This window comes from Rhodococcus zopfii NBRC 100606 = JCM 9919, assembly GCF_001895025.1.
Taxonomy (GTDB): domain Bacteria; phylum Actinomycetota; class Actinomycetes; order Mycobacteriales; family Mycobacteriaceae; genus Rhodococcus; species Rhodococcus zopfii.
Window position 1 is genome coordinate 137,537 of record NZ_BCXI01000007.1, and the last position, 18,763, is coordinate 156,299.

The following is an 18,763-nucleotide window of genomic DNA, read 5'->3' on the forward strand; positions in this document are numbered from 1 at the left end:
TTGTCCGGTCCTGTGCTCTACGGTGACCTTGTGGCCCGTGCGCAACCGATCCTGACGCCGCTGACCGAAGCGGCGATGTTCCTCGTCGCGACCGTCGGCGAGGGCGGAGAATCCGACGTCCGTGACCTGCTCGAAGACCTCGCCGGTCTGCGCCGCGCGGTGGGGTTCCGGATTCCCGACGGGGGTCTGTCCTGCGTCGTCGGCGTCGGCTCCCACCTGTGGGATCGAATCTTCGACGGCCCGCGCCCGGCCGAACTGCACGAGTTCGTCGAACTCGATGGCGGTGCGCACCACGCCCCGTCGACACCCGGCGACCTGCTCTTCCACATCCGGGCCTCCTCGCAGGACCTGTGCTTCGAACTCGCCGCCAAGATCGACGACAGGCTGCGCGCGGTCGCGACCTTCGTCGACGAAGTGCACGGATTCCGCTACTTCGACCGGCGCGACCTGCTCGGGTTCGTCGACGGCACCGAGAACCCCGAAGACGACGATGCGGTGGCGGCGGCACTCGTGAGCGACGAGGACGCCGAGTTCGCCGGCGGCAGCTACGTGATAGTGCAGAAGTACCTGCACGATCTCGAGTCCTGGAATGCGTTGACGGTCGAGGAACAGGAACGCGCGATCGGTCGGACGAAGCTCGACGACATCGAACTCGACGACGACGTCAAACCGCCGAACTCGCACGTCGCGCTCAACAACATCACGGACGCGGACGGCAACGAACGGCAGATCGTCCGCGCCAACATGGCGTTCGGGAGCATCGGCGGCGGCGAATTCGGCACGTATTTCATCGGATACGCAGCCTCGCCGGATGTCACCGAGCAGATGCTGCGCAACATGTTCCTCGGCAACCCGCCGGGCAACCACGATCGGATCCTCGACTTCTCCAGGGCGGTCACCGGCGGATTGTTCTTCTGCCCGTCCGTCGAGTTCCTGGAGGATCTTCCCGCACCGCCCCAGCCCGCCGGCACCGAATCGGGTCCGCAGCCCACCGTCGACGGATCACTCGGAATCGGCACCCTGAGAAGGAGTTCGACGCAATGAACAATCTTTACCGCGACCTCGCCCCGATCACCGATGCCGCGTGGGCGTCCATCGAGGAGGAGGCGATCCGCACCTTCAAGCGGCACGTCGCCGGCCGCACGGTCGTGGACTTCTCCGGCCCCCACGGCGCGGATTTCGCAGCCGTCGGTCTGGGTCGCACCGAGGCGATCGCCGCACCCGCCGACGGTGTGCAGTCGCGGCGCCACCGGGTCGCGCCGCTCGTCGAGCTGCGGGTGCCGTTCACACTGTCGCGGGAGGAAATCGACAACGTCGAGCGCGGCGCGCAGGATTCCGACTGGGACCCGGTGAAGGAGGCCGCGAAGAAGATCGCGTTCGCTGAGGACCGCGCGATCTTCGAGGGCTATGCGGCGGCCGGGATCGAGGGGATCCGGGCGAGTTCGTCGAACCCCGCGGTGCACCTGCCGGAGGATCCCCGCGACATCCCCGAGGCGATCAGCCAGGCATTGTCGGAGCTGCGTCTTGCCGGTGTCGGCGGCCCCTACTCGGTGCTGCTCGGCGCCGACGAGTTCACGAAGGTCAGCGAGACGGCCGATCACGGCTACCCGATCCGGGAGCAGATCCGACGGCTCATCGACGGCGACATCATCTGGGCACCCGCGATCGACGGCGCCTTCGTGCTCAGCACCCGCGGTGGCGACTTCGACCTGCAGATCGGTCAGGATCTGTCCATCGGATACCTGGCGCACGACAGCGAGACCGTCCGGTTGTACTTCCAGGAATCACTGACGTTCCTCGTCTACACCGGCGAGGCGTCCGTGGCGCTCCGGTCCGCCTGACGCGGGATTCGCCGAGCCGTCGGACAGCCGCGCGCAGCCGGATGCGTGTGGCTGTCCGTTCGGTGGGCGTACTCACCGGGGGCCGAGACTCGGATCACTTGTGTTGCAGCGCTCCGGCTTTCAGCGCGGCCACGTTGACGCGGCTCAGCACGGCATGCAGCTCCTCGAGTTCGGAGATGTCCACGCCGAGGGTGTCGACGACGGCACCGGGAACGGCCTCGGCGCGGTCCCGCAGCGCGCGGCCCTCGTCGGTGAGATCGACGACGAGCTGTCGTTCGTCGGCGGTGCTGCGGGTGCGGGTGAGCAGACCGAGCGCCTGCAGACGTTTGAGCAGAGGCGACAGTGTCGGCGAGTCGAGCTGCAGGACCCGGCCGATCTCCTTGACGGACAGCGGCGCCTGTTCCCACAGCACGAGCATCACCAGGTATTGGGGATGGGTCAGGCCCAGCGGCTCGAGGATCGGCCGGTAGACCGCGAGCACGGCACGATTGGCGACGGCGAGCGCGAAACACACCTGACGGTCGAGCGCCAGGGGATCGTCCGCGCGGGTCGGTACGTACGGAACGGCAGCGTCGGAGCTCACCTCGTCGACGATACCGACAGTTAGTGCGCGAACCGGTGGCGGGCTAACGAAATGTCGGAATCACTCCGTGTAGTCCGGATAGTCGGTGTGGAGGAGCAGATAGCCGGCGAGATCCTCGACGAACCAGTCCCGTCCGTCCGCCGGAGTCTGGGCGTCGCACACCGCGTCGCCCGCGAGGCAGATGCGGTCCACCCGGATGGCACCGAAATCGTGGCGGCCGCCCGTGAGCGTGATGCCCGGAGCCACCTGTCCGGGGAACTGCGACTCGACACCCTTCTCGTCGCGCGGATCCGCGTAGAGCACGCCCCGGATCCGGTCCGGAGGAACCGAGCTGTCGTGTGCGATCTCCGCCAGGACATCGCCCGCGACCGCGGCCCCCTGCGAATACCCGAGCACGACGAGCTCCGAACTCGGGCACGCCGCGTGCTCCCGTGCGATTGCCTCGCGCAGCCGGGTCTTGCCGATGGCCTTCGACTCGTCGTAGGCGATGCCGTCCGATCCCTTGCTCGAACCGCTGTCCGGCACCGGCACGACCACCGCCGGATACCGGATGTGCTCGACGATCGTGCCCGGCCGGCGGTAGCGCTCGGAGATCTGCGCCAGCGGTGATTCCGGATCCAGGGAGTCGGCGGAGTTCACGTTCTTCGTGCCGTCGACGGCGAGCACGAACCGCTCGGGGCACGAGACCGGTCCGGGCTGCGCCGGAGTCGCGGCCGCCACGGACGGTGTCAGGAGAGCGGACGCCGCGCCGACCGTGAGTACGGCCGTCAGCAGTCCGAAGTTTCGGAGCGCCGAACCGTCTGAGCCTGCCATACCCGGACCTCCTCGAACCCCGCGACGTCAATCCCCATGACATCGAACAGTCGCAGCGTACCGGGGTTTATGACTCCGTCCTGTCGTCCGAGTGGACCAATGCGGTGTGTCGCCGTCACGACCCGCCCGGCGCGTCGAGTCCGGTGGTTCGCATCGTCAGGTTGAGGCGACCGCCCGGCAACCCGGTTCGCCTGTCGCCGGTACTCGGAAAGACTCTCGGCACACCGTGATACGCGAAGCGGGACGGGCCGCCGAAGACGAACAGGTCGCCCGACTCGAGCCGCACGTCGGTGTAGGGCCGGCCCCGGTTCCGGGGATTGCCGAAACGGAACGTGCAGGCGTCGCCGACGCTGAGCGAGACGATCGGCGCGTCCGTGCGTTCGTCCTTGTCCTGGTGCATGCCCATCCGGGCATCGCCGGTGTAGAAGTTGATCAGCACGGTGTCCGGGTCGTAGCCGTCGGCGGCGCCCGGATCGGGGTACGCCGCGGCGACCGCGCGGCGACCCAGATCGGCGAGCCATGCCGGTACCGGTGCCACGGGCGCATCGTTCACGTCGACCGCCGTGCGGGTGTACCGGTAGGGGCTCCAATGCCATCCGAGGCAGACCGTCGAGACGGACATGCGCCCGCCGCCGGGCAGTTCGGTGCGCCGCATCGGGACCGGGCCTCGCGCCCAACCGCGGCACGCGACGACGAGCCGACGCTGGGCGTCGAGATCGAGCCAGCCGGGGACGTGGACCGCGCCGGGCGCGACCTCGCGTCGTGGCCGCGGAATGGGGAGGGGGAGCGGATCGGTCACGGTCCGACGAGCTTGCGCAGGATCCGCGCGAGATCGGCGCGGTCGCGGTCGTCGAGCAGGGCGAAGAACTCGCCGGCCTCGGCGTCGCGGGCCGCGTCGAGTTGCCGGGCGAGGTCGTGGCCCGCGTCGGTCAGCTGCACGCACACCGCGCGGCGGTCGGCGGGGTCGGGCAGGCGCTCGGTGAGCCCGCGGGCCTCGAGCCGATCGATCACCTCGGTGGCCGAGCGCGGCACGATCCGCAGCGCCTTGGCGATCTCGCCCAGGCGGAGGGGACCGCGGGCATCTCCGCATTCCCGGGTGCGGCCGGCGTCACCGAGGACGCGCAGTGCGCGGTGCTCGTGAGGTGACAATTGCCACGGCTCGAGGGTCTGGTGCCAGCGTCGTCGCAGCGTGCGGGTGGTGGCGATCAGCAGATCGCGCAGCGCGGCGGGGGAATCGGCCATGCACGAAGCGTACCGCACTTGACGGTTACCTCTTAGTGAGGCAACCTCAATACATTCCATCGATTCAGAAGGAGGTGGTGTTCGTGATGCACCTCCCCCCGGGCGGCGGTCCCGGCCCCGGACGACGGGGCAAGGTCGATCCCCTCGATCGGCGGCAGCTTCAGGACTCACCCGTCAGCCTGCGCCGCATCGGCGCCCTCTTCGCCCCCTACCGCTGGCAGATCGGCGTCGTGGTGGCGCTCATCGTCACCTCGTCCGTGATCTCCCTCGCCAGCCCGTTCCTCGTCCGCGCGGCCATCGACCACGCCATTCCCGAGCAGAACGTCTCACTGTTGCTGTGGGTCGTCGCGGGCATGCTCGCGGTGACCGTCACCGGCTCGGTGCTCGGCGTCGCCCAGACCTGGATCTCCACCACCGTGGGCCAGCGCATCATGCACGGCCTGCGCACCCGTGTCTTCACCCACCTGCAGCGTCAGTCGCTGGGCTTCTTCACCCGCACCCGCGGCGGCGAGATCCAGTCCCGGCTGACCAACGACATCGGCGGAATGCAGAACGTCGTGACCTCCACAGCCACGTCGATCGCCGCCAACATCACCACCGTCGTCGGCACCGCCGTCGCGATGGCCGTGCTGAGCTGGCGCCTGTCCCTGCTCTCCCTCGTGGTGCTGCCGCCTGCGATCTGGTTGACCCGCAAGGTCGCCCTCATGCGCCGCGCGGTCACCGCCCGTCAACAACGTCGCCTGGCCGACATGCAGACCCAGATCGAAGAGGGCCTGTCCATCAGCGGTGTGCTCCTGTCCAAGACCCTCGGGACCGGACCGTCGATGTCCGGGCGCTTCGCGGACACGTCCGCCGAACTCGCCGACCTCGAGGTCCGCGCCCAGCTGTCGGGCCGGTGGCGCATGGCCACCATGAACATCGTGTTCGCGGCGATCCCCGCGGTCCTGTACCTCGTCGCCGGTCTGCCCGCGACCTCGGGCGGCATGACCATCGGCACCCTCGTCGCGTTCACCGGCCTGCAGGCCGCGCTGTTCCGTCCGCTCATGAGCCTGCTCGACGTGGGCGTGTCCGTCACCGCCTCGCTGGCCCTGTTCAGCCGCATCTTCGAATACCTGGACCTGATCGTGGAGATCGACGAACCGGCCGAGCCGGTCCGCCTCGACCTCGACCGGGTCGCCGGCGCGGTGCGCTTCGAGAACGTGAGCCTGCGCTACCCGGGCGCCGACCGGAACGCCCTCGACCACATCGACCTCGACGTGCCGGCCGGCGCACAGGTCGCCCTGGTCGGCGAGACCGGTTCCGGCAAAACCACACTCGGCGCGCTCGTCGCGCGACTCCACGACCCGACGACCGGCCGCGTCACGATCGACGGTGTCGATCTGCGCGACCTTCCGCTCTCGGACGTCGCCGCGCTCGTCGGTGTCGTCTCGCAGGAGACCTACCTGCTGCACGCGACAGTGCGCGAAAACCTGCGCTATGCCAAGCCCGACGCGACCGACGCCGAGATCGAGGATGCCGCGCGCGCCGCGCAGATCCACGACCTGATCGTGTCGCTGCCCGACGGCTACCACACGCTCGTCGGCGCCCGCGGACACCGCTTCTCCGGGGGCGAGAAACAGCGCCTCGCGATCGCCCGGACGTTGCTGCGCGACCCGCGCATCCTCGTGCTCGACGAGGCGACCAGCGCCCTCGACAACGAAACCGAACGGGCCGTGCAGCAGGCGCTCGATGCCGCGCGCCGCGGCCGCACCACGATCACCATCGCCCACCGCCTCTCGACGGTGCGTGCGGCCGACGAGATCGCGGTGCTCGACCGCGGCCGGGTCGTCGAACGGGGCAGCCACGACGCCCTGCTCGAACGCGGCGGCCGGTACGCCGATCTCGCGATGCGCCGCGACGAGCGCGTCGCTGTATAGGCAAGCCGGGTGCCGCGTCCGCGTGGATCAGGCCCCCGCCACGGCCAGGTCCCCGGCGACCTTCGCCGACGCCAGCGCGTCGACGACGTCACCGGTGGGCAGCACCACCGCGCACCGCGAGGCCAGGTAGTTCAGCGCGTCGACGTGCTCGCGCCGTGAGAAGTCGGCGGTGCCGTCGGAGACGAAGAAGACCTGGACATCGTTCATGAATCCGTCGAGTGCGGTGGTCAGGCAGCCGATGTGCGCGTAGACGCCCGTGACGATCAACTGATCGCGGCCCCACGCGCGCATCCGCTCGAGCAGATCGGTGCGGATGAACGCGCTGTAGCGCCACTTGGTGAGCAGAACATCGTCCTCGTGCGGCGCCAGGTCGGCGATGATTGCGGTCTCGGCCGGATCTGCCGTCAGGCCGGGGCCCCAGAAGTCGAGCAGCAGAGCGCGATCGGCGGGGTTCTGGTTGCCGGGCTGCGCGGTGTAGACGACCGGGGCACCGGCCGAACGCGCGGCACCGCGGATCCCGTCGATGTTCGGCACGACCGTCGCGAGCGGGTCGGCGGAGCGGTCGAACGCGCGCACGAAGTACTCCTGCATGTCGTGCACCAGCAGCACCGCACGATCCGGATCGATCGTCCACGGCACCACGTTCGCCGGCTGTTCGTCGGGCAGCGGATAGGACACGGATTTCGGAAGGGCCATGATCGTCGCTTTCTCGGGTTGGGGCGGTTCAGTTCTCGAAGGTCGCGGCCAGCGCACGTCGCAGTTCGTTCCGGCTGATCTTGCCGACGCCGGTCACGGGGAACGCGTCGACGAAGCGCACCTTGTCCGGGATCTTGTATCCGGCCAAGCCTCGATCGCGCAGGAAAACCTTGAGCGCAAGCGCCTTCGGGGCTTCACCCTCGGTCACGACGAACGCGCACGTGCGTTCACCGAGGTACCGATCGGGCATCGCGACGACGGCGGCGTCGAGCACCGCGGGATGGGCGATCAGGTGGTTCTCGACCTCCTCGGCGGCGATCTTCTCGCCGCCGCGGTTGATCTGGTCCTTGGCGCGGCCCTCGACGACGAGGCAGCCGTGCTCGGCGAGGCGGACGATGTCGCCGGTGCGGTAGAAGCCGTCGGGGGTGAAGGACGTCGAATTGTGTTCGGGTGCATTGTAGTAGCCGCGGATCGTGTAGGGGCCGCGGGTGAGCAGATGGCCGGTGCCGCCGGACGGCACCGGAGCGCCGTCGTCGTCGAGGACACGGATCTCGTCGTGCGCGCTGATCGGCCGGCCCTGGGTGGTGACGATCGTGTCCTCGTCGTCGTCGAGGCGCGTGTAGTTCACCAGGCCCTCCGCCATTCCGAACACCTGCTGCAGGGTGCAGCCGAGTTCGGGACGCACCCGCCTGGCGGCCTCGGCAGGGAACTTCGCACCGCCGACCTGCAGCACTTGCAGGGACGACAGATCGCGCTCGCTGCGGGCCCGTGCCGACAGCCACGCCATCGCCAGAGGCGGTACCAGCGAGGCCATCGTGATCGCCTCACGCTCGATCAGCGCGAACGCGGTGTCGGGACTGGGATCCGGGGCGAGAACCACCGTGCCGCCGCTGTGCAGTACGCCCAGGATGCCGGGGGAGCTCATCGGGAAGTTGTGGGCGGCCGGCAGCACCACCAGCATGCGGGTGTCGGCGCCGACCCCACAGATGCGGGCCGATTCGCGTACCGAGTACAGGTAGTCGGAATGGGTGCGCGGGATCAGCTTCGGGGTCCCCGTCGTACCGCCGGAGAGCTGAAGGAAGGCAACCGATTCGGGGTCGAGTTCGGCGGGCGGAAACGCCTCGCGCGTGCGCAGCGCATCGAGTGAGACGGACGAGCGCGGCGACGGGGATGATGCGGTGACCTCCACGTCGTCGTCGCCGGCGACGACGACCGCGGGCGGCGTGTCCAGGTCGGCGCACACGTCGCGGGCGAGGTTCCGGTAGTCGAATCCGCCGCTCTCCGCTGCCACGACATACGCGGCGGCGTCGGTGAACCGGCAGAAGTAGCCGATCTCGGCGGCGCGGTGCGCTGGCAGCGCGAACACCGGCAGTGCCCCGAGACGGAAGACCGCGAACAGCACCTCGGTGTACTCGACGATATTCGGCAGCTGCACGACCACGCGGTCGCCGGCGTGCACGCCGAGTTCCGCGAGCCCCGCAGCGATCCGGGCCGCCGACTCGTCCAGCGCGCGGTAGGTCAGGCGCCGCTGCTCGCCGCGCGCGTCGAGCCCGACGACGGCGACCCGGTCGCCGAACTCGGCGGCCCGCGCCGGCAGGAACCGCGCGAAGGTCTCGGGGGTCCAGTACCCCGCCCCGCGGTACAGCTCCGCGAACTCCTCGGGATAGCGGGCGGTTTCGGCGAGCGCGGTGCGCCGGAGGCCGGATGTCACGAAACGATCCTTTCGGGAAGGTCAGGCGCGCAGGGTCGCGCCACCGTCGACGTACAGGGCTTGCATGGTGATGTGCCGGGCGCGATCGGAGAGCAGGAACTCGATCGCATCGGCGATGTCCGCGGGCTCGGCGATCCGGCCGAGCGGGATGCCGACCTTGAACTGGGCGGGGTCGCCGGCGATCGCGCCGAGCGCACCCGCGTCGTCGCCCGGATCGGCCCACAGCGACCGCTGCATCGCGGTGTCGGTGGATCCGGGCGCGACGACGTTGGCGCGGATCCCGAACCCGGCGAGTTCGAGTCCGAGAACGCGCACGACCATCGAGGCCGCGGCCTTCGACGATCCGTAGGCTCCCATGCCGATTCGGGGCACGCCCGCGGAGTTCGATCCGACCACGACGATCGACCCGTCTCGGCGTTCGCGCATCCTCCGGCCGACGGCACGCAGCACCGATACCAGGCCGGTGACGTTCACGTCGTAGATGCGCCGCCACTCGTCGGGGTCGCCGTCGAGGATCGAGGCGGTGGAGAACACCCCGGCGACGTGTGCGAGTCTTGCGATGGGGCCGTGCTCGGATTCGATACTGCCGACGGTGAAGTCGACGGCGTCGGCGTCGCGGATATCGACCGGGAAGGTAGGCACGGGCGTCGCCAGCAGCGCCGCGGTCTTGCGGAGACCCTCGGGATCGCGGTCGGCGAGCACGACGCGATGACCTGCCCCGGCCAGCGTGAGTGCGGTCGCGCGGCCGATGCCCTGGGCGGCGCCGACGACGAGGGTGACGGGCGTGCTCATCGGTGCACCGCCAGCGCGTCCAGGACGGTTCCGAACTTCGTTGTGGTCTCGGCGAGTTCGTCGTCCGGATCGGATTCGGCGACGATTCCGCCTCCTGCGTGTGCGGTGATGGTGCGGCCGTCGGCGTCGAGCACGGCGCAGCGGATCGCGACCATCCACTCGCCGTCGCCGGCGGCGTCGCACCAGCCGATCGCGCCGGCGTAGAAGCCGCGGTCGCCCTCGAGTTCGCGGATCAGTTCCCGGGCCGCGGCGGTGGGGGTGCCGCAGACGGCGGGCGTGGGGTGCACTGCGACCGCGAGGTCGAGCGCGGTGACGGACGGGTCGCGCAGGCGACCGGAGACGGGGGTGCCCAGATGCCACAGCTGGCGGGTGCTTGTCAGCGTCGGCCGGTCCGGGATGTCGAGTTCGATGCACAGCGGTTCGAGGCTCGCGCGCAGGTCCGCGACGACGTGTGCGTGCTCGGTGAGGTTCTTGGTGGAAGCGGCGAGTTCCGCACCGGTTCTGCGGTCGATCTCGGGGTCGGTGTGGCGTGGCGCGGACCCCGCGAGGGGATGCGCGGTGACGCGGTCGCCGTGGCGGCGGACGAGGACTTCGGGGCTCGCGCCGACCAGGTAGCGTCCGTGCGAGCTTCCGCCCGCGGGGCTCAGGTCGACGGCGAAAGCGTTGCCGTGCGGGTCGTTTCCGGCCAGGCGGTGCAGCAGCTGCCCGGCGGTGACCGGCCGGTCGGCACGAAGGACGAGGGTGCGGGCGAGGACGACCTTGACGAGGTCGTCGTCCGAGCGCAGACGTATCAGCGCGGTCGTGATGCGGTCGACGTGTTCGCGTTCGGACGGCAACGCGGCGTCGATCCCGATCCGGGGGAGCGCGATGCCGGTGTCGGTGATCGGGGCGGCCGCGTGCGTCAGGGCATGGGGTGCCGTCAGTGCCGCGGGATGGTCCGGGTCGAAGGGCAGGGCGCCGACGACGGCTCGGACCGTTCCGGCGCGCAGGGCCGCGGCGGCGTCGCCGACGCAGGACCAGCGGTCGGCGACGCCGTCGCCGACGACCGTGCCGTGGGGTCGGGACAGCACGAACGGTGCCGTGCCGGTCGGCGCGACGACGGTACCTGGGTCGGTGCCGTGCGCGGCGAGGGTCGGTGCCTGCATTGCGCACACCTCTCGGTAGCGGTGACGGGGACGGTCGAGTGCGGGGTACTCGACCACGAGAGAACATATACGGTTAGGCTAACCTTTGGTACAGTTCGGACCCACACGGCGTCCCTGCGACGCCGTGTGATCCGGTCCGGCCCAAAGGAAATCGATCAGAGAAGAAGGGGATCCACGTGCCCGCACGCCCGGCGACTCCGGCTCTGCCGCTCACACGAGCCCAGTCGGGCGTATGGTTCGCGCAGCAGCTGGCCCCCGACAACCCGATCTTCAACACGTCCGAATGCATCGAGCTGCGCGGCGACATCGACCTCGCCGCCGCAGTGCAGGCCGTCCGCCGCGCCGCCGACGAATCCGAAGTACTCGTGGCCGGTTTCGGGACGCCGGCCGACGGTACGGTCGTCCAGTATCCGGGCGCCCGCACCCTCGCCGAGCCGCCGATCGTGGACCTGCGCGCCGAGACGGACCCCTGGCGGGTCGCCCAGGACTGGATGAACCGCGACCTCGCGCGTGTCATCGACCCCGTCGCCGATCTGTGCGTGCGCGCGGCCGTGCTGCACCTGGCCGACGACCGTGTCGTGCTGTACCTGTGCGGTCACCACCTCGTGCTCGACGCCTACGGTTTCGGATTGTTCAACCGGCGCATCGCCGAGCACTACACCGCGCTGGTCACCGGCGCGGAGGCACCCACCGTGCGCTTCACGCCCGTCGAACCGGTGGTCCGCGAGGAACAGGACTACCGCGACACCGTGGCGTTCGCCTCCGACCGCGACTTCTGGGCCGGGTATCTCGCCGGGATCGAGGAGGCGGTGAGCCTGCGGCCGGGCCCCGGGGGCATCGCCCGCCGCTCGCGCGCGGTGCGCTTCACCCTCGACGCCGAGCAGCAGCGCGCGCTCGCCGCGCTCGGCGGGACGGTCCGGGGCACGTGGGGCGACGCGGTAACCGCGCTCGTCGCCGCTTACCTGCGCGGCGCCACCGGGCACGAGGACCTCACCGTCGGCTTCCCGGTGATGAACCGGCTCGGAAGCGCGGCACTCAACGTGCCGATGTCCGCGGTCAACGTCGTCCCGCTACGCCTGCATCCCACCGCGGCGGACACACTGTCCACGCTCGTCGGCCAGGTTCGCGACTCGATCGCGTTGTGCCGCAGTCACTACCGCTACCGCGGTGAGGACATTCAGCGAGACCTGCGTCTGCCCACCGGTTCGCGTGGTGTCATCGGCCCATCCGTCAACGTCAAGCCGTTCGGGGACGTGTTGCGCTTCGGGCAGATCCGCGGCGCCGTGCACTCGATCGCCCGCGGACCGCTCCAGGACTTCATGATCACGGTCCGGCCGCTGGACGAGAGCGCAGGCCTCGAGGTGTTCGTCGACGGCGACGCCGACGTCTACACCGACGACGATCTGCGGCTCCACGCCTCGCGCCTCGAGCGGTTGTTCGCAACCGTCGCAGATGTCGGGTACGACACCCCGCTCGCGCGCGTGCAGGTTCTCGCCGACGACGAGCGGGACCGGATCCTGCGTGAGTGGGCCGGTCCGGCGCGGACCGCCGTCGACCCGCAGCTGACGATCCTCGACCTGCTGCACCGGCAGGTGGCCGCAACCCCCGACCGGCCCGCCGTCGCCGACGCCGGCACCACTCTGACCTTCGCGCAGTTCTCGTCGCGCGTGAACAGTCTCGCCCGGCGGCTGATCGCACACCGCGGCATCGACGGAACCGAACGGCGGATCGCGATCGCGGTGCCCCGCACGGTCGACGCGCTCGTCGCGATCTTCGCGGTCCTCGAATCCGGCGCGGCCTACGTGCCGCTCGACGTCGACCAACCCCTCGAACGGCTGTCCCGCGTGCTCGCCGACGCCGCACCCACCCGCGTGCTGACCACCGCCGGCACCGACGAACGAATCGCCTCGATTCCGAATGCGCCCGAACGGATCCGGCTGGACGACCCGGACAGGGCGGAGCTACCCGACGCGCCGCTCACCGACGCCGAGCGCGGGGTGCGGATGACCCTCGACTCCATCGCGTACGTCATCCACACCTCCGGATCCACCGGACGGCCCAAGGGTGTGCTGGTGCCGCACCGTGGCCTGGTCAACCTGTTCCACAGTCACCGTGACCAGGTGTACTCGCGCGCCGCACGCGAATCCGGCCGCGAGCACCTGCACGTCGGCCACGCCTGGTCGTTCGCGTTCGACGCCTCCTGGCAACCGCAGCTGTGGATGCTCGCCGGCCACACCGTGCACATCGCCGACGAGATCGCCCAGCGCGACGCGGGTCTGCTCGCCGCGCGTGCCCGGCGCGAGGACTGGGACTTCGTCGAACTCTCGCCGGCGCAGCTCGAGCAGATCGTCGACGACGAGCTGTTCCCGGCCGGCACCGTCCCGACCGTCGGATTCGGCGGCGACGCGGTGACCGAACGGCTGTGGCAGGGACTGCGGGCCCGGTCCGGCGCCGCGTTCAACTTCTACGGGCCGACCGAATGCACCGTCGACTCGCTCGTCGCGGACGTCCACGACACCGACGGACCCGTCGTGGGGCGACCGGTCGCGAACCTGCGCGCCCACCTCCTCGACAGCGGTCTCGCGCCGGTTCCGCCGGGTGTCGAGGGCGAGCTGTTCCTGTCCGGTCCCGGCGTGGTCCGCGGATATCTGGACGCCCCGGCCGCCACCGCGACGCGCTTCGTCGCGAATCCGTTCGCGGGCTCGGACCCGGCCCACACGCGGCTGTACCGCACCGGTGACCGCGGCCTGTGGACCGAGGACGGGCGCATCGTGTACCGCGGCCGCGGCGACAACCAGGTCAAGGTTCGCGGATTCCGCGTCGAGCTCGGCGAGGTCGACGCCGCACTGCTGCGCCTGCCCGGTGTCGCGCGGGCCGCGACGGTCGTGCGCACCGACAAGTCCGGAATCGCGCAGCTCGTCGCGTATCTCGTCGGCGACGGTGTGCCGGAACCGGCCGACGCGCGCACCCGGCTCACCGAGTGGCTGCCCGGCTACATGGTGCCGGCCGCGGTCGTCGTCCTCGACGAGATGCCGCTGACCTCCAACGGCAAGCTCGATCGCCGGGCACTGCCCGAACCCGATTTCGCGGCGCTCGTGTCGTCGCGAGCCCCGGAAACCGAACTCGAACGCGCGCTGTGCGACATCTATGCCGGGATTCTCGGACTCGACACCGTCGGCGCCGACGACGACTTCTTCGCGCTCGGAGGGCATTCCCTGTCCGCCGCGAAACTGCTCGCCCGGATCCGCAACGAGCTCGGCGTGGAACTGACCATCCGTACCGTCTTCGATCACCCCGTGGTCGCGGACCTGGCGTCCGAGTGCGCCGCCGCCGCCGACGGCACCGGCAACCGGCCGCCGCTCGTCCCGCAGCGCCGCGACGGCCTCGCGCCGCTGTCCCACGCGCAGCAGCGACTCTGGTTCCTGTTCCGCCTGGAAGGGCCGAGCCCCACCTACAACGTGCCGGTGACGGTCCGGCTGCACGGGCACCTCGACCACGATGCGCTGCGCCGGGCCGTCGGCGACGTGCTGACCCGGCACGAGAGCCTGCGCACCGTCCTCGTCGAACACGACGGCGTCGGCATGCAGCGGGTGCTCGGCGCCCCCGGTGCGCCGGGCGGCTCGGAGGTGCCTTTCGCGGTCGTGCCGGTCGCCCCGGACGCCCTCGACGACGAGCTGCTGGCGCAGGCCCGGCACGCGTTCGACCTCGAACATGAAGTGCCGCTGCGTATCCGGCTGCTGACGATCGGCCCGGATCACAGCGTGCTGCTGCTGCTCGCCCACCACATCGCAAGTGACGAGCTGTCGACGCCGCTTCTCATGCGCGACCTCGGAGGGTTCTACGCCGAGCGCACCGGCGGCGCGTCGTACGCGCCGGAACCGCTGCCCGTGCAGTACGCGGACTTCGCGATGTGGCAGCGCGATCTGCTCGGCGACCCCGGCGACGAGAACAGCCGCGCGGCACGGCAGCTGGAGTTCTGGCGCAACGAACTCGCGGGCCTGCCCACGGAACTCGACCTCCCCACCGACCGGCCGCGGCCGGCGGTCGCGTCGTACGCCGGCGGCAGCGTCGAGTACCCGGTTCCCGCGCACGTGGCCGACGCGGTGCGCGCGGCCGGCCGCGACACCGGCACCACGATGTTCATGATGGTCCATGCCGCGGTCGCACTCGCGTTGTCGCACAGCGGCGCCGGTGAGGACGTTCCGCTGGGGTCACCGACGGCGGGCCGGCCCGCGCCCGAACTCGACGACCTCGTCGGATTCTTCGTCAACATGGTGGTCCTGCGCACCGACCTGTCCGGGGATCCCACCGTGCGGGAACTGCTCACCCGCATCAGGAACACCGATGTCACCGCGTACGCGCATCAGGACGTGTCGTTCGATCGGGTGGTCGAGGCGGTCAACCCCGAACGCAGCGCCGCCCGGCATCCGTTGTTCCAGGTGATGGTCCAGTACCAGACCCCGCCCAGGCTCACCGCCTTCGCCGACCTCGCGCCGGCGGTGTCGTTCGTCGCCAACGACACCGCGATGTTCGACCTGACCTTCGACGTCATCGATGCGCCCGACGGAAGCCTGCGTGTGCGTGTCGAATACGCGGGGGAGCTGTTCGACGCCTCGACCGCCGCCGCGTTCGCCGCGCGCGTCGGGCGGGCGTTCGCCGCGCTCACCGGCGATCCGGACCGTCGGCTGTCCCGGCTCGATCTGCTCGCCGACGACGAACGCGCCTGGCTGCGCGCGGGTCGTCCCGGCGTGGCCGCCGCACGGCCTGCCGGCGTCCCGGACACGCTCCACGGCCTGTTCGCGCGGTCGCTCGCGGCCACACCCCACGAGCTCGCGCTGGTGTCCCCGTCCGTGTCGGCGACCTTCGCCGAGCTCGACACGTGGTCCAACCGCATCGCGCGGTACCTCACCGGTCGGGGTGTCGGAGCCGAATCCGTCGTGGCCCTGCAGCTTCCGCGCGACGGAGTAATGGTCGCCGCGATCATCGGGGTCTGGAAGGCCGGCGGTGCGTACCTCGCCGTCGACCCGAACTATCCGGCCGAGCGGATCGAGTACATGCTGCGCGACGCGGCGGTGACCGTCGTCCTCGACCCGGCCGCGATCGCGGACGCCGAGCGGTACGCGGGGGATCCGCTCATCGACGCGGACCTGCGGTCGCCGGCACGCACCGGCAACGCCGCCTACGTGGTGTACACCTCCGGCTCGACCGGTGCTCCCAAGGGTGTGGTGGTGCCGCATCGCGGCGCGGTGAACCTGTGGGAGACCGTGCGCACCCGCACCTTCGGTGATCCCGCCGTCACCCGACGGTCGGTGCTGCTGAGCTACACCTTCACCTTCGACTCGTCGATCGACCCGCTGCTGGCGATGCTCGGCGGCCACACCGTCCACGTCCTCGCCGAGGAGCTGCTCGCCGACGCCGAAGCGATCGTCGCGTATGTGCGCGACCACCGCATCGACGGGCTCGACTGCGGACCGGTGCTCATGACGCAGCTCGTCGCGCACGGACTGCTCGATCCCGCTGCGGCGCACCGCCCGGCGGTCGTCGCCCTGGGCGGCGAGGCGGTCCCGGCGGAACTGTGGACGCAGCTGGCGACCGCGCCGGATCTCCACGCGGTCAACATGTACGGGCCCACCGAATGCACCGTCGACTCCGCCGGATCCGTCGTGACCACCGCGACCGGCCCGCACATCGGCGTTCCCATCGACGGCGGGCGCGCCCACGTCCTCGACCGCTACCTGCGCCCGGTACCGCCCGGTGTGCCCGGTGAACTGTACGTCGGCGGCCCGCACGTCACCCGCGGGTACCTGGGCCGGCCCGGCATGAGCGCGGGCAGGTTCGTCGCCGACCCGTTCGGGGAGCCGGGCGGGCGGCTGTACCGCACCGGCGACGTGGTGCGCTGGGCGGGAACCGATCCGGTGCTCGAATATCTCGGTCGCAGCGACGATCAAGTGAAGATCCGGGGATTCCGCGTCGAACTCGGTGAGATCGAGTCCGTGCTCGCCGCGTACCCGGCGGTGGCAACGGCCGCGGTGATCGCCCGCGAGGACGATCCCGGTCGCAGACGACTCGTGGGTTACGTGGTTGCGCAGGCCGATACCGGCGACCCCGGCGCGTCCCTCGATATCGAGGCGCTGCGTGCGCACGTCGCCGAGCGGTTGCCCGAGCACATGGTGCCCGCCGCGATCGTCGTGCTCGAGGCGTTCCCTGTCACCGCCAACGGCAAGGTCGATCGCAAGGCGCTGCCGGCGCCGGTGTTCGTCGTGACCGCGGCCGGACGGCAGCCCGCGGACGACATCGAACTCCGGTTGTGCGCGGTGATCGCCGGGGTGCTCGGCCTCGACACGGTCGGTCCCGACGACGATTTCTTCGCGCTCGGGGGCGACTCGATCGTCTCGATCCAGTTGGTGTCCAAGGCCCGTGCGGCCGGGTTGCGATTCACGGCCCGGCACGTGTTCGAGCACCGGACTGCGGCGGGACTGCGGCGGGTCGCCGCCGTCGACGCCGCAACCGGTGACGTGGACGCCGCGGCGGCGCTCGGTACGGTGCCTGCCACCCCGATCGTGCACGACATGCTCGACCGCGGCGGCCCGTACAAGCGGTACGCGCAGTCCCGGTTGCTGCGGACCCCGGCGGGCCTGACGGCCGAGGCGCTCACCGGTGCCGTGCAGGCGCTGCTCGATGTGCACGACGCGCTGCGGTCGGTGTTCGACGCGCACGCCCGCACGCTCGAGGTGCTGCCGGTCGGTGCGGTCCGCGCCGGCGAGGTGGTCTCCCGTATCGACATCGCCGGCGTGGACGACCCGTCGGCGCTGATCGTCGCCGCGACGCAGGAGGCGTATGCGGGTCTCGACCCGGAATCCGGTGTGCTCGTGCGGGTGGTGCTCTTCGACGCGGGACCGGGCACGGAGGGACGTGTCCTGATCGCCGTGCACCATCTCGTCGTCGACGGTGTGTCCTGGCGGATCCTGGTGCCCGACCTTGCCGGCGCGGCCGCCGGTACGGCACCCGCCCGGTCCGGGACACCGCTGCGTGTCTGGGCGGCAAGGCTTCTCGACGCGGTCTCCGGGCGGCGGGCCGAGGCGCCGCTGTGGCGGCGGATGACCGCGGCCCACGGCCGGGTCCGCGTGGCCTCGCGCGCGATCGATCCGGGCCGGGACACGATGTCGGGCACCGCCGTGGTGCACGTCGAGGTTCCGTCGACGATCACCGAGGCGTTGCTCACCACCGTTCCGGATCGGTTCCACGCCCGGATCGACGACGTGCTGCTCACCGCCCTCGCGCTGGCGACCGCCCGGTCCCGCGGGGCGGGAGCGCTCGTCGTCGACCTGGAAGGGCACGGACGCGAGGAGCAGGTGGTCGCCGGCGCCGATCTGTCGCGCACGGTCGGCTGGTTCACGTCGCTGTATCCGGTGCGCCTGGACGTGACCGGACTCGACGTCGCCCGGGCCTTCTCCGGTGCCGGCGAGGCCGGCGAGGCGCTCAAGCGGGTCAAGGAACAGCTTCGCGAGATTCCCGACAACGGAATCGGATTCGGCATGCTTCGGCACCTCGACGCAGAAGGGGGGTCCGAATTCGCGGCCGCGGTGCCGTCGGAGGTCGGGTTCAACTACCTGGGCCGGTTCACGCTGGGCGAGACCGAGGGCGGGCCGTGGTCCGGTGCGCCGGAGTCGTCGGCGCTGGGCGGTGCCGTCGAGGTCGACATGCCGGTCTCGCATGCCGTCGAGATCGGGGTGCTCACCGAGGACACGCCCGGTGGGCCGGTCCTGCGCGGCACCTTCGGATACAGCCCGGGGCTCGTGCCGGAGCAGGTCGTCGCGGAGCTGGCCGAGAACTGGATCGGAGCGCTCGGTGCGCTCGCCGGTCACGCGTCGGCCGACGACGCGGGGGGTTTCACCCCGTCCGATTTGACTTTGGGCGACCTGGATCAGTCCGAGATCGACGAGTTCTCACTCGAATTCGGGTGAATCACGCGCTTGACTGTGCAGAAGTTTCGGTTAGCCTAACCAAACATGCGTGGGCGGAGG

General features: G+C 70.7%; 12 protein-coding genes. 4 read left to right on the plus strand and 8 right to left on the minus strand.

The features are described 5' to 3' along the window. Positions 1-30 precede the first annotated feature (30 nt). Positions 31-1,044, plus strand: a complete 1,014-nt coding sequence (locus RZ1_RS04640) for a Dyp-type peroxidase (protein ID WP_072809765.1) — start codon at positions 31-33, stop codon at positions 1,042-1,044. Beyond that, complete coding sequence (locus RZ1_RS04645; RefSeq protein ID WP_072809644.1) at positions 1,041-1,841, plus strand: family 1 encapsulin nanocompartment shell protein; 801 nt, start codon at positions 1,041-1,043, stop codon at positions 1,839-1,841. The genes RZ1_RS04640 and RZ1_RS04645 overlap by 4 nt, the downstream gene beginning before the upstream one ends. A 94-nt stretch (positions 1,842-1,935) precedes the next feature. Here the strand turns inward: RZ1_RS04645 and RZ1_RS04650 are convergent, their stop codons facing one another. From RZ1_RS04650 to RZ1_RS04665, 4 genes are all read right to left on the minus strand, one after another. Further along, positions 1,936-2,424, minus strand: a complete 489-nt coding sequence (locus tag RZ1_RS04650) for a MarR family winged helix-turn-helix transcriptional regulator (RefSeq protein WP_072809646.1) — start codon at positions 2,422-2,424, stop codon at positions 1,936-1,938. A 60-nt stretch (positions 2,425-2,484) separates the two neighbouring features. Further along, positions 2,485-3,237, minus strand: a complete 753-nt coding sequence (locus RZ1_RS04655; protein ID WP_083583520.1) for a PE-PPE domain-containing protein — start codon at positions 3,235-3,237, stop codon at positions 2,485-2,487. A 115-nt stretch (positions 3,238-3,352) separates the two neighbouring features. Beyond that, positions 3,353-4,036 (minus strand): alpha-ketoglutarate-dependent dioxygenase AlkB family protein, encoded by a 684-nt coding sequence (locus RZ1_RS04660; protein WP_072809648.1) that lies wholly within the window; start codon positions 4,034-4,036, stop codon positions 3,353-3,355. Beyond that, positions 4,033-4,479 carry a MarR family winged helix-turn-helix transcriptional regulator gene (locus RZ1_RS04665; protein WP_072809650.1) on the minus strand — a complete coding sequence of 149 codons (447 nt, stop codon included), beginning with the start codon at positions 4,477-4,479 and terminating at the stop codon, positions 4,033-4,035. Before RZ1_RS04665 ends, RZ1_RS04660 begins: the two co-directional genes overlap by 4 nt. A gap of 86 nt (positions 4,480-4,565) precedes the next feature. On the opposite strand from RZ1_RS04665, the gene RZ1_RS04670 reads away from it, so the two are divergent. Then, entirely contained in the window at positions 4,566-6,395 is a 1,830-nt protein-coding gene (locus RZ1_RS04670; RefSeq protein WP_083583529.1) for an ABC transporter ATP-binding protein, read from the plus strand. 27 nt (positions 6,396-6,422) lie between these two features. Here the strand turns inward: RZ1_RS04670 and RZ1_RS04675 are convergent, their stop codons facing one another. The 4 genes from RZ1_RS04675 to RZ1_RS04690 are packed head-to-tail and all read right to left on the minus strand — an operon-like array spanning position 6,423 to position 10,739. Further along, on the minus strand, positions 6,423-7,091 hold the full coding sequence (locus RZ1_RS04675) for an isochorismatase family protein (protein ID WP_072809651.1): 669 nt from the start codon (positions 7,089-7,091) through the stop codon (positions 6,423-6,425). A gap of 28 nt (positions 7,092-7,119) precedes the next feature. Further along, on the minus strand, positions 7,120-8,802 hold the full coding sequence (locus tag RZ1_RS04680; protein ID WP_072809653.1) for a (2,3-dihydroxybenzoyl)adenylate synthase: 1,683 nt from the start codon (positions 8,800-8,802) through the stop codon (positions 7,120-7,122). Positions 8,803-8,823: 21 nt separating this feature from the next. Beyond that, complete coding sequence (locus tag RZ1_RS04685) at positions 8,824-9,594, minus strand: SDR family oxidoreductase (protein ID WP_072809654.1); 771 nt, start codon at positions 9,592-9,594, stop codon at positions 8,824-8,826. Next, entirely contained in the window at positions 9,591-10,739 is a 1,149-nt protein-coding gene (locus tag RZ1_RS04690) for an isochorismate synthase (protein ID WP_072809770.1), read from the minus strand. Before RZ1_RS04690 ends, RZ1_RS04685 begins: the two co-directional genes overlap by 4 nt. 176 nt (positions 10,740-10,915) lie before the next feature. Between RZ1_RS04690 and RZ1_RS04695 the strand changes: the two genes are divergently transcribed. Next, the gene (locus RZ1_RS04695; protein WP_072809656.1) at positions 10,916-18,703 is read left to right on the plus strand and encodes a non-ribosomal peptide synthetase; all 7,788 of its coding nucleotides are present in this window, start codon (positions 10,916-10,918) and stop codon (positions 18,701-18,703) included. Positions 18,704-18,763: the final 60 nt, after the last annotated feature.

Coding starts and splice junctions, on each gene's coding strand:
- RZ1_RS04690 (WP_072809770.1), bottom strand. CDS start 10,739: ATGCAGGCACCGACCCTCGCCGCGCACGGCACCGACCCAGGTACCGTC.
- RZ1_RS04670 (WP_083583529.1), top strand. CDS start 4,566: ATGCACCTCCCCCCGGGCGGCGGTCCCGGCCCCGGACGACGGGGCAAG.
- RZ1_RS04645 (WP_072809644.1), top strand. CDS start 1,041: ATGAACAATCTTTACCGCGACCTCGCCCCGATCACCGATGCCGCGTGG.
- RZ1_RS04675 (WP_072809651.1), bottom strand. CDS start 7,091: ATGGCCCTTCCGAAATCCGTGTCCTATCCGCTGCCCGACGAACAGCCG.
- RZ1_RS04685 (WP_072809654.1), bottom strand. CDS start 9,594: ATGAGCACGCCCGTCACCCTCGTCGTCGGCGCCGCCCAGGGCATCGGC.
- RZ1_RS04665 (WP_072809650.1), bottom strand. CDS start 4,479: ATGGCCGATTCCCCCGCCGCGCTGCGCGATCTGCTGATCGCCACCACC.
- RZ1_RS04655 (WP_083583520.1), bottom strand. CDS start 3,237: ATGGCAGGCTCAGACGGTTCGGCGCTCCGAAACTTCGGACTGCTGACG.